Here is a 14,408-nt window from a genome sequence, read left to right as displayed (position 1 = left end):
TGCCGGCCGCTGGCCGGCAATCCCACCTGCAATCAACGCACGTTTGGTACTTCGTAGCCCAGCTTGCCGACCTGCTCCGGGTGCTGCGGCACGCGCTTGAGCTTGTCGGTGTTCACGCCGTACTCGTCGCGCAGTCGCTCTGCGAGCTCCTTGTACAGGGCTTTGTCCATGTCCGGCGTACGAGAGAAGATCCAGGCCATTTCACGGCCGGGATAGCCGATCAGCGCCCACGAATAGTCCGGGGCCACTTCCAGTACCCGCGAATGGGTGGGCACCACGCGGTAGAACCAGGTGCGCCAGCCGTGGTTGCCGCTGTCCGGGTCGACGCTGGCACGCGCGCGGACTTCCTGCAGCGGTTCGCCGAAGCCATCGCGGTAGCGGTAGGTGATGCCGACCTTGTGCGCGTCGCGGAGCTCATACTCGTTGACGCTGGCCACATGGCCCCGTTCGATGAAGTTCGGCACGCGGCCGATCACGTACCAGGTGCCCATGAAACGCTTCAGGTCGATCGGCGCATCCGGGTCGGCGGCGCGCGGAGCGCTGGCACGGGGCGACGGCGGCTCACTGGCGGCCACGGCGGGGCCCGCCAGGGACAGGGCCAGCAGCACGGCGCAGAGCGGGCGGATCGAAGTCATGCGGGAGCGGGCTCCAGTGGGCTTGCACGCGCATGGTCGACTGTGTGCACGCGATCCGTCAATGGTGTCGCAACCTGTGAGAAGGGCCTTGCCCATGCTGTGTTGCATTGTCCACCGGAGAAGCCCCATGAACGCACGTTCCGTCCGCCGCTCTGCAACTGAACGCGTCATTCTCGAGCGTGCCGACCCGCGCCTGCTGCGCAGCGTGCAGCAGCTGGCCCTGGCCGGTATGGCGCTGGTACTGGTCTGGCCGGCCGCGCGCGGCAGCAGTGCCTGGCTGGGCTGGCTACCCATGTGGCTGGTGGGCATGCCGCTGGTGGCCTGGTGGGCGTTGCTGCGCTTCCCGTTGCCGCGCCTGTCGTGGCTGCGGCTGGCGCGTCGTACCGGTGGACAGGCGCGTCGCCGTAGCGGCGGGGCGGCGCGAGGCCGTCGCGGTTCCACCGCCGCGGCCTGACCTTCGACACGGGGGCGCCCGCGGCGATCCATGCTAGCGTTCCACGGCTTATGACTGCCTGGAGCTGCAATGTCTCGACTCGCTTCCGCCTGCCTGCTGGCCGGCATGATGACCGCTGCCTCGGTGGGGACCGCCGTGGCCGCTGAAGACACCGATCGCTACGCCTGGCTCGAAGACGTCACCGGCGACAAGCCGCTGACCTGGGTCAAGGAACAGAACGCCAAGTCCGAGGCGCGCCTGGCGCAGACCCCGGCCTTCAAGCAGATGGAGACCAGCATCCGCGAGGTGCTCGACTCCGATGCCAAGATCCCCGGCGTGCAGAAGATCGGCGACTACTACTACAACTTCTGGAAGGACCAGCAGCACGAGCGCGGCCTGTGGCGGCGCACCACCCTGGCCGAGTACCGCAAGGCCTCGCCGCAGTGGGAAACCGTGCTCGACCTGGATGCGCTGAACAAGGCCGAGGGTGAGAACTGGGTCTGGCACGGCGCCGATTGCCTGCGCCCGGATTACAGCCGCTGCCTGATCGCGCTGTCGCGCGGTGGCGCCGACGCCGACGTCACCCGTGAGTTCGACCTGGCCAACAAGACCTGGATAAAGGACGGCTTCTTCCGTCCCGAGTCCAAGGGCGGCCTCAACTGGGTCGACCGCGACACCGTGTTCGTCTACACCGACTTCGGTGCGGGCTCGATGACTACCTCCGGCTACCCGCGCGTGGCCAAGCTGTGGAAGCGCGGCACGCCGATGACCTCGGCCACCGTGGTGTACGAAGGCAAGCCGGAGGACATGTACATCGCGGCGATGCACGATGACACCCCGGGCTTCGAGCGCAACCTGGTCAGCCGCACGCTGGCGTTCTACAACAACGAGCTCTACCTGCGTGGCGACGATGGCACGCTGACCAAGATCGACGCGCCGAATTCGGCCGAGAAGGGCCTGCACAAGCAGTGGCTGACCCTGGAACTGCGCGATCCGTGGACCGTGGGCGGCAAGACCTACGCGTCCGGTTCGCTGCTGGCGACGAAGCTGGACGACTTCCTGGCCGGCAAGCGCGACTTCGAGGTGCTGTTCACCCCGACCGCGACCACCTCGCTGGCCAGCGCCACCTGGACCAAGAGCCACCTGGTGCTGAACGTGCTGGATGACGTCAAGAACCGCCTGTCGGTGCTGACCCCGGGCGCCGATGGCTGGCAGACCAGCCGCTTCGTCGGCGCGCCGGCCTTTGGCACGCTGGCGGTGGGCGCAGTGGACAGCAACGACAGCGATGCGGTGTGGCTGACCGCCACCGACTACCTGACCCCGACCACGCTGGCTCTGGCCGAGATCGGCCAGGCGCCGGAAACGTTGAAGACCATGCCGGCCTTCTTCGATGCCAAGGGCAAGGTGATCGAGCAGCACTTCGCCACCAGCAAGGATGGCACCCGCGTGCCGTACTTCGTGGTGCACGACAAGGCGATGAAGCTGGACGGCTCCAACCCGACCCTGCTGTACGGCTATGGTGGCTTCGAGATCTCGCTGACCCCGAATTACTCAGGTGGCATGGGCCGCGCCTGGCTGGAGAAAGGCGGTGTGTACGTGGTCGCCAACATCCGTGGTGGTGGCGAGTACGGCCCGCGCTGGCACCAGGCCGCGCTGAAGCAGAACCGTCACAAGGCCTATGAAGACATGGCTGCGGTGGCGCGCGATCTGGTCAAGCGCAAGATCACCAGTGCCAAGCACCTGGGCGTCCAAGGTGGCAGCAACGGTGGCCTGCTGACCGGCAACATGCTGACCCAGTACCCGGAGCTGTTCGGTGCAGTGGTGGTGCAGGTGCCGCTGCTGGACATGAAGCGCTACAGCCACCTGTTGGCCGGTGCCTCGTGGATGGCCGAGTACGGCAACCCGGATACCAGCGACTGGGAGTTCATCAAGACCTTCTCGCCGTATCATCTGTTCAACGAGAAGAAGAACTACCCGCCGGTGCTGTTCACCACCTCCACCCGCGATGACCGCGTGCACCCGGGTCATGCCCGCAAGATGGCGGCGAAGATGATCGACGCCGGCAAGGACGTGACCTACTACGAGAACATCGAAGGTGGCCACGGCGGCGCAGCCAACAACGCGCAGGCAGCACACATGTCCGCACTGGCCTACAGCTTCCTGTGGGAGCGGTTGGGCGGCAAGTAAGCAGAACGGAAAACGCCGCCCCAGGGCGGCGTTTTTCGTTGGGTTCACGTATCCACGCATGGCGTTCGCGCAGATCGATCAGGCGCCCCAGCTCTTCAACCCGCGTGCAATTCGCGCCACCGCCTCCTGCAGCCGCGGCACTTCCTGGGTATAGGCCAGGCGCACATGCTGATTGGCGCGATGGAAACCGAAATCCAGGCCCGGGGTGAACGCCACGTGTTCGGTTTCCAGGAAGTGCGCACAGAACGCCTGCGCGTCATCGGTGAACGCGCTGACGTCGGCGTACAGGTAGAACGCACCCTGCGGTTCCACTTCGATGCGGAAACCAAGCTCGCGCAGCGCCGGCAGCAGATAGTCGCGACGCTGGCGGAACGCCTCGCGGCGCTGTTCGAAGATCGCCATCGATTCCTCGCTGAAGCAGGCGAGTGCGGCATGCTGGGCGATGCTCGACGCGCTGATGTACAGGTTCTGTGCCAGCTTCTCCAGGTCCGGCACCGCCGCCGGCGGCGCCACCAGCCAACCCAGCCGCCAGCCGGTCATGCCGAAATACTTGGAGAAGCTGTTCAGCACGAACGCGCTGTCGTCCACCTGCAGCACGCTGGGTGCATCCAGGCCGTAGGTCAGGCCGTGGTAGATCTCGTCCACCACCAGATGGCCGCCACGCGCGTGCAGGGCCTGCGACAGTGCCGCCAGTTCGTCGGCGGACAGCACGGTGCCGGTCGGATTGGCGGGGGAGGCCACCAGTGCGCCGACGCTGTCGGCATTCCAGTGCTGTTCCACCAGCGACGGTGTGAGCTGGTAGGCGGTGTCCGGGCCGACCGGCACCAGCTGTGCACCGCCTTCCACCAGGCGCAGGAAATGACGGTTGCAGGGGTAGCCGGGGTCGGCCAGCAGCCAGTGGCGGCCGGGGTCGACCAGCAGGCTGCTGGCCAGCAGCAGCGCACCGGAGCCGCCGGGAGTGACCAGGATGCGTTCGGGATCGATATCCAGCCCGTAGTGGCTGCGATAGAAGCCACTGATCGCCTGGCGCAGGGCCGGCAGGCCACGTGCGGCGGTGTAGCGGGTATGGCCGGCGGCCAATGCGGCCTGGCCGGCACGCACGACCGGTTCGGCCGTGGTGAAGTCCGGTTCGCCGATTTCCAGGTGGATCACATCGTGGCCCGCCTGTTCCAGCGCCTGCGCGCGGGCCAGCAGGGACATCACGTGGAACGGAGCGATTTCATGGCTGCGCCGGCTGTAGCCCGGCGTGTGGGGCAGGGTACTCATGTGCCCATGGTACGCCGCGCGTCCTGGAAGTGCCGGCCGCTGGCCGGCAACCCCCCGCCTCTGTTTATCCCGAGGTTGCCGGCCAGCGGCCAGCACGACCCATGACCATCCGCAGGGTTGCCCGCAACCCTCCTGCAACCCAGACTCGAGCACAAGGACGCCATTGCATTGCGGCTCAAGGAGCCTTATCTCATGAAATCCACCCTCTGCCTGTTGCTTGCGAGCCTGATGACCACCACTGCCACCGCCGCCACGCCGCCCGTTCCGCCGGATGCCGCCAAGCATCCGCATGTGGTCAAGGCGCCGTTCGGCGCGACCCGCAACGACGACTATTACTGGCTGCGCGACGACAAGCGCGAGAACAAGGACATGCTGGCCTACCTGCAGGCCGAGAATGCCTACGCCGACCAGTTGCTGGCGCCGCTGAAGCCGCTGGAAGACACCCTGTACAAGGAGATCGTCGGCCGCATCAAGCAGGACGATTCCAGTGTGCCGGCGCGCGAGCGCGGCTACTGGTACTACAGCCGCTTCGAGACCGGCCAGGACTACCCGATCCACGCACGCCGCAAGGGCGGCATGGATGCCGCCGAGGAAATCCTGCTGGACGTCAACACGATGGCCGCCGGCAAGGGCTACTTCAGCGTCGGCTCGATGGAAGTCAGCCAGGACAACCAGCTGCTGGCCTGGGCCGATGACGATGTCGGTCGCCGCCAGTACACCATCCGCTTCAAGGACCTGGCTACCGGCAAGGTGCTGCCCGATGTGATCACCGGCAGCTCCGGCGACCTGGTCTGGGCCGACGACAACCGCACCGTGCTGTATGTCGAGAACGATCCGGAAACGCTGCTGACCGTACGCGTGAAGAAGCACGTGCTGGGCACCCCGGCCAGTGCCGACACCGTCGTCTACGAAGAGAAGGACGACAGCTTCTACATGGGCATCGGCCGCACCCGCGACGATCGCTTCATCACCATCGGCGTGCACAGCACTGTGTCCTCGGAAGAGCGCTACGCGCCGGCCAGCGACCCGACCACGTTCACCGTACTGGCGCCGCGCCAGCGCGATGTGGAGTACGACGCTGACCACTACGACGGCCGCTGGGTGATCCGCACCAACGACGGTGCGAAGAACTTCAAGCTGGTCACCGCACCGACCGATGCGACCTCGCGCGCACAGTGGAAGGACTGGATCGCGCATGACGATGCGGTGTTCATCGAAGGCTTCGAGCTGTTCGACAGCTACACCGCCATCGCCGAACGTTCCGAGGGCCTGGAGCGCATCCGCCTGCTGTTCAAGGATGGCCGCAGTGACTACGTGAAGGCCGATGAGCCGGCGTACTCGATGGGCCTGGGCGACAACACCGAGGCCGATACGCCGTGGCTGCGCTACGTCTACACCTCGATGACCACCCCGACCACCGTGTTCGAGCTGAACACCGCCACCGGCGAGCGCCGCCAGCTGAAGGTGCAACCGGTGATCGGCTATGACGCGTCGAAGTACGAAACCGATCGTGTCTGGATCACCGCGCGCGATGGCGTGAAGGTGCCGGTGTCGCTGGTCTACCGCAAGGGCTACCAGAAGGATGGCAAGGGCGCGCTGTTCCAGTACGCCTATGGCAGCTACGGCATGTCGATGGATCCGTACTTCAACCAGACCGCGGTGAGCCTGCTCGATCGTGGCGTGGTGTATGCCATCGCCCATATCCGTGGCGGCCAGGAGATGGGCCGCGACTGGTACGAGAACGGCAAACTGCTGCACAAGCAGAACACCTTCAACGACTTCATCGACGTCACCCGCGGCCTGGTCGCACAGGGCTGGGCGGCGAAGGATCGCGTCGCCGCGTCCGGCGGCAGCGCCGGTGGCCTGCTGATGGGCGCCGTGGCCAACCAGGCGCCGCAGGACTACCGGGTGATGGTGGCGCAGGTACCGTTTGTCGACGTGGTCACCACCATGCTCGACCCGACCATTCCGCTGACCACCAACGAATACGACGAGTGGGGCAACCCCGAGCAGAAGCAGTATTACGACTACATGCTGTCCTACTCGCCCTACGACAACGTGAAGCAGCAGGCGTACCCGGCGCTGTTCGTGGGCACCGGCCTGTGGGATTCGCAGGTGCAGTACTGGGAGCCGGCCAAGTGGGTGGCCAAGCTGCGTGACGACAACACCGGCCATTACCCGATCCTGTTCCGCACCAACATGGAAGCCGGCCACGGCGGCAAGTCGGGGCGCTTCCAGCGCTACCGCGAGCTGTCCGAGTCGTACGCGTTCGTGCTGCAGCAGCTGGGCATCGCCCAGCCGTAATGGTGCAGGGGTGCCGGGCGTTGCCTGGCATCCCGAACCGGTATCCTTGCGGCCATGAGCCAGCCCGACCCCTCCGCACCGCGCGATAGCGCCACGCCACCGCGCGTGGTGCGTTTCCGCTGGGCATGGTGGCTGTTGGCGTATGTCAGCCTCGGCACCGGCATCGTCGGCATCTTCGTGCCGGGCCTGCCGACCACCGTATTCATCCTGATTTCGGCCTGGGCTGCCTCGCGTGGCTCCGAGCGCCTGCACAACTGGCTGCTGCAGCACCCGCGCTTCGGCCCCGCCATCGCCAACTGGCAGGCGCACGGCGCCGTCAGCCGCTACGGCAAGTGGATGGCCACGATCACCATGGCGGTGTGCGCCGGCATCATGCTGTGGTGCGTGCCGATTGCCTGGGTGAAGTGGTTCTCGATCGGCAGCATGACCGTGGTGGCGATCTGGCTGTGGACCCGGCCGCTGCCGCCGCCTGCAGATTGAACGCCTGCGGTGGTGCCGGCCGCTGGCCGGCAACCCGATCCCCTGCACCAACCGCTCAGCCGCCAATGGCTATACTCGGGGCATGAAGATCCCCCATCGAAACGCCATCCTGATTCCGCTGGCAGCGGCCTCGCTGCTGCTCCTCGCCGCTTGCGGCAACAAGGGCCCGCTGGTACTGCCGCAGAAGCCGGTGCCGGTGGAAGAAACCGTCGAACCGGTTGCCGAGCCCGCTACTGAAGCGACCCCGGCGGAGACCCAGGGCAGCGCCACGCCGGCCACGACCGTGGACCCGGCTGCACCGACCACGCAACCGGCGCCTGCACCTGCGAAGAAGGTGGGCGGCGGGAATGAGTAAGGCCGGTTCCAAGGCGCTGCGCTTCAGCAAGATGCATGGCGCGGGCAATGATTTCGTAGTGATCGACCTGCGTGACGGCACTGCGCCGCCCACGCCTGAACTGGCCGCGCGCCTGGCCGACCGCCACACCGGCGTCGGCTGCGATCAGATCCTGACTATCGAAGCGCCGCGCGCGGAAGGCTCGGTGGCGTCGTACCGCATCTGGAATGCCGACGGTTCCAACTCCGAGCAGTGCGGCAACGGCGCGCGCTGCATCGCGGCCTGGCTGGTGCGTGAGGGCAGTGCGCAGGGGGATCAGTTCGTCATCGACAGCCCGCTGGCCAGTCATGAGGTGAAGGCCCTGGGCGATGGCCAGTTCGCGGTGACCATGGGCGTGCCTGCGTTCGAGCCGGTCAACGTGCCGCTGGTGGGCTTCGCCCATGCACGCGAGGAGTACCTGCTGCCGTTGCAGGGCGAGAGCATACGCTTTGCCGCGGTGTCGATGGGCAATCCACATGCGGTGATCGAAGTGGGCCTGATCGATGCAGCACCGGTCGAGCGCGTCGGTTCGCTGCTGCAGCAGCATGCCTCGTTCCCGCGCTCGGTGAACGTGGGTTTTGCCCAGGTGATGGGCCCGGCGCATGCACGTCTGCGTGTGAATGAACGTGGCGTCGGCGAAACCCTGGCCTGCGGCAGCGGCGCCTGCGCCGCTGCGGTGACCCTGATGCAGCGTGGCCGCCTGCAGCGCGATGCGCGCATCAGCCTGCCCGGGGGTGACCTGCGCATCCAGTGGCCGGGCGATGGCCAGCCGGTGGTGATGGCCGGCCCGACCGCATTCGTCTTCGAAGGGGAGTGGATCGCATGACCGAAACCGTCGACAAGCTCGGGGCCCATGAAGTCGCTGCCTGGTTGCGGCGACATCCCGGCTTCCTCAAGCAGTTCCCGGACCTGGCCCTGACCCTGGTGGTGCCACGCGACGACGGCCCGACCGCGTCGCTGGCCAGCTACCAGCTGGAAGTGCTGCGCGAGAAGAACCGCGAGCTGGCACGACGGTTGGCCGATCTGGGTGCCACCGCCCAGGTCAATGAACGCCTGGCAGTGCGCACGCATCAGCTGACCCTGGCGCTGATGAAGCAGGACAACGCCGCCGACACCCTGCGTGCGATGGCTGCCTCGCTGCAGGAAGATTTCGCCGGCGACCTGGTGCGATTGGTGGTGCACACACCGGTGGCCGGGCTGGAACAGGCCGACTGGCTGCAGGTGATCGCCGCCGATGATGCGCAGCTGGGCCCGTTCCGCGACTGCCTGAACGACGGCGAGCCGATCTGCGGGCGCCTGCAGCCGGAAAAGAATGCCGTGCTGTACGGCGTGCGCAGCGAAGAAGTGCAGACCACCGCGCTGCTGCCGTTGCCGGGCGTGGGCCTGATTGCTGTGGGCAGCCACGACCCGAACCGCTTCTACCCGGGCATGGGCACGCTGTTCCTGCGCATGATGGGCGATGCGTTGGCCACCGGCCTGAAGCGCTTCCCGGGCTGAGCAGGATACGACGATGAGCGCGGTACAGGCCTTCCTGCAGCATCTGCAGGTAGAGCGGCGGATGTCGGCACATACGCTCGACGCCTACCGCCGCGACCTGGACGCGCTGTCGGCCTGGGCCGAGCCGCGCGGTGTTGCGGTGGAAGCACTCGATGCCGAGTCGCTGCGTCAGTTCGTCGCCGATGAGCACCGGCGTGGCTTGTCGGCCAAGAGCCTGCAGCGCCGCTTGTCGGCCTGCCGCAGCTTCTACGCCTGGCTGTTGAAGCATGGACGCATCGAGGTCAGCCCGGCGGCGACGCTGAAGGCGCCACGCGCACCGCGCCGGTTGCCGCAGGTGCTCGATGCCGACGAAGCCGTGCAGCTGGTCGAGCTGGAACCGGAAGGTGAACTCGGCCGCCGTGATCGCGCGCTGCTGGAACTGTTCTATTCCTCTGGCCTGCGCCTGAGCGAAGTCTGCGCGCTGACCTGGCGGGATCTGGATTTCGACAGCGGCCTGGTCAACGTGCTGGGCAAGGGCAACCGCCAGCGCCGGGTACCGTTCGGCCGGCCGGCACGCGAAGCACTGCAGGCGTGGCGTGCGGAAAGCGGGGGCGGGCCGGCCTCGCCGGTGTTTCCCGGCCGCAACGGACCGATCAGCCAACGCGCGGTGCAGATCCGCATCCGCCAACTGGCGCAGCGCCAGGGCCTGTTCAAGCACGTGCACCCGCACATGCTGCGGCACAGTTTCGCCAGCCACATCCTGGAATCGTCCGGTGACCTGCGTGGCGTGCAGGAACTGCTTGGCCATGCCGACATCGCCACCACGCAGATCTACACCCACCTCGATTTCCAGCACCTGGCCAAGGTCTACGACGCCGCGCATCCACGTGCGAAGCGCCGCAGCAAGGACGACAAGGCTGAATAGCGCGCCCTTGATCTGGATCAGGGCAGGGCGGGCGCTACCGGCGCATCGTGGCCGCAGGCCACGAGGACACCGCCACCATGGCGAAGCCCATACCGTTGCATCCCAAACACCCCGAGCGCATCTGTTGGGGCTGCGACCGCTACTGCGCGGCTGACGCCCTGGCCTGCGGCAATGGCTCCGGCCGCACCCAGCACCCGATCGAGACGCAGGGTGAAGACTGGTACCTCGCCTGGGGCATCGAGCCGAATCCGGACCGGCCGTCGCAGGCCAAGCGCTGAACGGCAGGCGTTCCACGTTCGGGCGGTGGGATCCGCGCGCATTGCGATGCGCTCGTCAGAAAGGCGCCCTCCTGTCGATGGGGCGCGGCCAAGCGCTGAACGGCAGCCATCCGCACAGGCTTGATCGCACCCGGCGCTGTCCCCATGTCCCGGGAACAGCTATCGGAGGCCGCATGGACCCCAGTCAGAATCCCAACGTTTTCCACGCCACCACCATCGTCTGCGTCCGTCGCGGCGAGCACGTGGCCATTGCCGGCGACGGCCAGGTCACGCTGGGCCACACCGTGATGAAGGGCAATGCGCGCAAGGTGCGCCGCCTTGGCCGTGACGGCCAGGTGCTGGCCGGCTTCGCCGGTGCCGCCGCCGATGCCTTCACCCTGTTCGAGCTGTTCGAGGCCAAGCTGGAAAAGCACGGCCAGCTGCAGCGCGCTGCGGTCGAACTGGCCAAGGATTGGCGCACCGAGCGCCGCCTCGGCAAGCTCGAGGCCCTGCTGGCAGTGGCCGACAAGGAAACTTCGCTGATCATCAGCGGCACCGGTGATGTGATCGAGCCGGAGGACGGCATCATCGCCATCGGTTCCGGTGGTTCCTATGCACTGTCGGCCGCGCGCGCACTGATGGCGCACACCGAACTGGATGCGCGCACCATTGCCAGCGAAGCGATCGGCATTGCCGGCGACATCTGCATCTACACCAACCGCAACGTGGTGGTCGAGGAGCTGTGAGGGTCGTGCCGGCCGCTGGCCGGCAACCTCATGATCCCCCGCACGCGTGCCTGGTTGCCGGCCAGTGGCCGGCACTACCGACAATGAATCCGTGAGCACATCCATGTCGAAGATCGAAGTTTCCTCCGCCACCATGACCCCGCGCGAGATCGTGCAGGAACTGGACCGGCATATCGTGGGCCAGCACGACGCCAAGCGCGCCGTGGCCATTGCCCTGCGCAACCGCTGGCGCCGCATGCAGCTGGTGCCCGAGCTGCGCAATGAAGTGATGCCGAAGAACATCCTGATGATCGGCCCGACCGGCGTCGGCAAGACCGAGATCGCGCGTCGACTGGCCACCCTGGCCAACGCGCCGTTCGTCAAGGTTGAAGCCACCCGCTTCACCGAAGTCGGCTACGTCGGCAAGGACGTCGAGCAGATCATCCGCGACCTGGCCGATACCGCGGTCAAGCTGTACCGCGAACAGGCCAAGGTGCGCGTGCGTACCCAGGCCGAGGAGCGCGCCGAAGACCGCATCCTCGATGCGCTGCTGCCGCGCCGCAGCGGTGGCATCGGTTTCGATCCGGAAGTCGCCCGCAACGAGCCGTCGGCGCAGGACAACGAGACCCGCATCAAGTTCCGCAAGATGCTGCGCAACGGTGAGCTGGACGAACGCGAGATCGAGCTCGACCTGGCTGCCAACGTCAGCATGGACATCATGACCCCGCCGGGCATGGAGGAAATGGGCCAGCAGCTGAAGTCGATGTTCGCCAACCTCGGCGGCGGCGCCAAGGCGCACAAGCGCACGCTGACCATCAAGGCCGCGCGTCCGCTGCTGATCGAGGAAGAAGCCGGCAAGCTGGTCAACGAGGACGACATCCGCACTGCCGCGATCGAGGCCTGCGAGCAGCACGGCATCGTCTTCATCGACGAGATCGACAAGGTCGCCAAGCGTGGTGACAACGTGGGTGGTGGCGACGTCTCGCGCGAAGGCGTGCAGCGCGACCTGCTGCCGCTGGTGGAAGGCTCCAACGTGTCCACCAAGTACGGCACGATCAAGACCGACCACATCCTGTTCATTGCTTCGGGTGCGTTCCACCTGGCCAAGCCCAGCGATCTGATTCCGGAGCTGCAGGGCCGCTTCCCGATCCGCGTGGAGCTGGGTGCGCTGAGCAAGGGTGATTTCGTGCGCATCCTGACCGAGCCGAAGGCCGCGCTGACCAAGCAGTACGAAGCGCTGCTGGCCACCGAAGGCGTCAAGGTCAGCTTCACTGCCGATGCCATTGATCGTCTGGCCGAGATCGCCTTCCAGGTGAACGAGCGCCAGGAGAACATCGGTGCCCGTCGCCTGCATACGGTGCTGGAGCGGCTGCTGGATTCGCTCAGCTACGAGGCACCGGACCGCGACGGCGAAACCCTGGCCATCGACAGTGCTTATGTCGATGCGCACCTGGGTGAGCTGGTGCAGGACCCGGACCTGAGCCGCTACATCCTGTAATGCCCGACGCTGCAAAGCAGGAGGCCGCCGAAAGGCGGCCTTCTGCTTTGGCAGTCAGCGCGAGTGCCGTGTGCGGTAGGCCTGCAGCACCTGGTCGATCACCGCGCTGGTGCGGGCGGCGCTGATGCCGTTGGATGGTGAGTGGCCGTTGCCGCGCAGCTCGTCCACCAGAGTGGCGATCAACGGCTGCTGGATCGACGGCGGGTTCGGGATGTCGAACGCCTGCACGCCCGCTTCCGTCTCCAGAACCACCGGAACGTCCTCGAAGGTGGCAAAGCGCAGCTGTCCGCGATCGCCGGTGATTTCGATTTCATCCTGGCGGCGGAACGCGCAGAAGCTCCATTGGGCGATGCCGTGCGCCCCCGTCCCGGTGCGGAAGCACATCGAGACGCTGTCCTCGGCGGCGTAGGCGCCGGTCAACGAGCTGGCCAGGCCACGCACATCGCTCAGCGGCCCCAGCAGATGGTCCAGCAGGTCCAAGGTATGCGAGCCCAGATCGACGAACAGCCCGCCGCCGGCGATCGCCGGGTTGGTCCGCCAGAAGTCCGGCGATGCAGCGTTCGCCGAATGCGGCCGGTGCAGGGTGGCGCGCACGCTGCGCGGCGTGCCGATCGTGCCGCTGTCCAGCAGCTGCTTCACCTGCGCGAAGCGGGGCAGGGCGCGGCGGTAGTAGGCCACGAACACCGGCACGCCGCTGCGCGCGCTGGCCTCCAGCACGCGTTCGCATTCCGCGTGATCCATGGCCATCGGCTTTTCTATGTAGACCGGCTTGCCCGCGGCAATCGCCTGCAACGCGTAGTGCATGTGCGTGGAGGGCGGCGTCGCAACGTAGATCGCGTTCACTTCCGGGTCGGCGATGAGTGCATCGGCGTCCGCGTACCAGCGGGGAATCGCATGGCGCCGCGCATAATCCTCGGCCAACGCCGCATTGCGGCGCATGACCGCCGCCACCCGTGAGCCCGGCGTGTTGGCCAGGGCCGGCCCGCTCTTCTTCTCGGTGACGCTGCCACAGCCGATGAAGCCCCATACCACGTTGTCCAGGATCATGGGTCCGTCCTCAGATGAGTGTCGCGGTGGCGGCAGCAGCTCTACTCACGCTTCGGGCAGCGGCTCGGGCACCGTTCCGGGCACGAACACGCCTTCTTTCACGTAGGCGGCCAGGGTCATGTCCAGCGCAAGCATGCCGTCGCGCTTGAGGTCCATCAGTTCCGGTTCGACCATCGCGCCATGCAGTACGCCCAGCACAGTGGCGTGCAGCATGCGCGCGGCGATCTTCGGGTCCGCGCCTTCGCGCAGCTGGCCTAGGTCCTGGGCCCGGCGCAGGGCGCGCTCCATCCGGTCCAGCGCGTCGCGGAAGCCGGCCTGCTGCATTTCGGTCAGCACCTTGGTATCGGCCGAGGCGTCACTGCGCAGCATGATCTCCATGGTCTTGCGCAGGCGTTCGTCCTCGGACAGCTCGATGAACGAGTGGATCATCACTGCGCGCAGGTCGTGCACCGGTGTGTCGCGCTGGTCGGTGGAGGTGCGCTCCAGTTCCTGCATGAAGGGCAGGTGCACCCGTTCGACGATCGCGGCCAGCACCTCGCTCTTGTTCTTGAAGTGCCAGTACACCGCGCCACGGGTATAGCCGGCGCGGGCACCGATCATCTCCAGCGTGGTACGGGCCACGCCGTGTTCATGGAAGCAGGCTTCGGCGGCGTCAAGGATGCCTTCCCGGGTTGCCTGGGTGTCCTCTTTGGTCTTGCGGGCCATGGGTGTGGGTACGAGTGCGGGTGAAACGTGGCTGAATTGTACCGGTTTACAAACAAACAAGCATGTATGTATATTTCGCACCCATCATTCCCGTCGT

Annotated in this window: 15 protein-coding genes; 11 read left to right on the top strand and 4 right to left on the bottom strand. The window is 66.6% G+C overall.

From position 1 onward, the window contains the following. Positions 1-32: 32 nt before the first annotated feature. Complete coding sequence (locus N7573_RS14935) at positions 33-635, bottom strand: lipocalin family protein (RefSeq protein WP_094001036.1); 603 nt, start codon at positions 633-635, stop codon at positions 33-35. Positions 636-762: 127 nt separating this feature from the next. Here N7573_RS14935 and N7573_RS14930 point away from each other — a divergent pair, with 127 nt between their 5' ends. Together N7573_RS14930 and N7573_RS14925 are read left to right on the top strand one after the other, a co-directional pair. Beyond that, the gene (locus tag N7573_RS14930; protein WP_049399225.1) at positions 763-1,089 is read left to right on the top strand and encodes a hypothetical protein; all 327 of its coding nucleotides are present in this window, start codon (positions 763-765) and stop codon (positions 1,087-1,089) included. Between the two features lie 69 nt (positions 1,090-1,158). Next, positions 1,159-3,255 (top strand): prolyl oligopeptidase family serine peptidase, encoded by a 2,097-nt coding sequence (locus tag N7573_RS14925; protein ID WP_049421401.1) that lies wholly within the window; start codon positions 1,159-1,161, stop codon positions 3,253-3,255. Positions 3,256-3,333: 78 nt separating this feature from the next. Here N7573_RS14925 and N7573_RS14920 read toward each other — a convergent pair whose 3' ends face one another. Next, complete coding sequence (locus tag N7573_RS14920; protein ID WP_049399229.1) at positions 3,334-4,521, bottom strand: pyridoxal phosphate-dependent aminotransferase; 1,188 nt, start codon at positions 4,519-4,521, stop codon at positions 3,334-3,336. Between the two features lie 192 nt (positions 4,522-4,713). Here N7573_RS14920 and N7573_RS14915 point away from each other — a divergent pair, with 192 nt between their 5' ends. From N7573_RS14915 to hslU, 9 genes are all read left to right on the top strand, one after another. Further along, a complete protein-coding gene (locus N7573_RS14915) occupies positions 4,714-6,825 on the top strand; it encodes a S9 family peptidase (protein ID WP_279913799.1) in 2,112 nt (703 codons plus the stop codon). Positions 6,826-6,879: 54 nt separating this feature from the next. Beyond that, the gene (locus tag N7573_RS14910) at positions 6,880-7,305 is read left to right on the top strand and encodes a YbaN family protein (RefSeq protein WP_121504351.1); all 426 of its coding nucleotides are present in this window, start codon (positions 6,880-6,882) and stop codon (positions 7,303-7,305) included. 82 nt (positions 7,306-7,387) lie between these two features. After that, positions 7,388-7,660, top strand: coding sequence for a lipoprotein (locus N7573_RS14905; RefSeq protein WP_032129015.1), 273 nt, complete (start codon positions 7,388-7,390; stop codon positions 7,658-7,660). Further along, complete coding sequence (dapF, locus tag N7573_RS14900) at positions 7,653-8,504, top strand: diaminopimelate epimerase (RefSeq protein ID WP_049399235.1); 852 nt, start codon at positions 7,653-7,655, stop codon at positions 8,502-8,504. Before N7573_RS14905 ends, dapF begins: the two co-directional genes overlap by 8 nt. Continuing rightward, a complete protein-coding gene (locus tag N7573_RS14895) occupies positions 8,501-9,175 on the top strand; it encodes a DUF484 family protein (protein ID WP_125893427.1) in 675 nt (224 codons plus the stop codon). The genes dapF and N7573_RS14895 overlap by 4 nt, the downstream gene beginning before the upstream one ends. Before the next feature lie 13 nt (positions 9,176-9,188). Further along, on the top strand, positions 9,189-10,079 hold the full coding sequence (gene xerC, locus N7573_RS14890; RefSeq protein WP_049421395.1) for a tyrosine recombinase XerC: 891 nt from the start codon (positions 9,189-9,191) through the stop codon (positions 10,077-10,079). A 77-nt stretch (positions 10,080-10,156) separates the two neighbouring features. Beyond that, complete coding sequence (locus N7573_RS14885) at positions 10,157-10,357, top strand: DUF3079 domain-containing protein (RefSeq protein ID WP_032129030.1); 201 nt, start codon at positions 10,157-10,159, stop codon at positions 10,355-10,357. A 173-nt stretch (positions 10,358-10,530) separates the two neighbouring features. Further along, the gene (gene hslV, locus N7573_RS14880) at positions 10,531-11,082 is read left to right on the top strand and encodes an ATP-dependent protease subunit HslV (protein WP_005411093.1); all 552 of its coding nucleotides are present in this window, start codon (positions 10,531-10,533) and stop codon (positions 11,080-11,082) included. Positions 11,083-11,185: 103 nt separating this feature from the next. Further along, positions 11,186-12,559, top strand: coding sequence for an ATP-dependent protease ATPase subunit HslU (gene hslU, locus N7573_RS14875; protein WP_014038532.1), 1,374 nt, complete (start codon positions 11,186-11,188; stop codon positions 12,557-12,559). Between the two features lie 54 nt (positions 12,560-12,613). Here the strand turns inward: hslU and N7573_RS14870 are convergent, their stop codons facing one another. Together N7573_RS14870 and smeT are read right to left on the bottom strand one after the other, a co-directional pair. After that, complete coding sequence (locus N7573_RS14870; RefSeq protein WP_121504353.1) at positions 12,614-13,606, bottom strand: Gfo/Idh/MocA family oxidoreductase; 993 nt, start codon at positions 13,604-13,606, stop codon at positions 12,614-12,616. Between the two features lie 45 nt (positions 13,607-13,651). After that, positions 13,652-14,311 (bottom strand): efflux transporter SmeDEF transcriptional repressor SmeT, encoded by a 660-nt coding sequence (gene smeT, locus N7573_RS14865; protein WP_032129009.1) that lies wholly within the window; start codon positions 14,309-14,311, stop codon positions 13,652-13,654. Between the last annotated feature and the right edge of the window lie 97 nt (positions 14,312-14,408).

This window comes from Stenotrophomonas sp. GD04054 (assembly GCF_029836955.1).
Lineage (GTDB): Bacteria > Pseudomonadota > Gammaproteobacteria > Xanthomonadales > Xanthomonadaceae > Stenotrophomonas > Stenotrophomonas maltophilia_A.
This window is presented reverse-complemented; position numbering and strand designations above follow the sequence as displayed.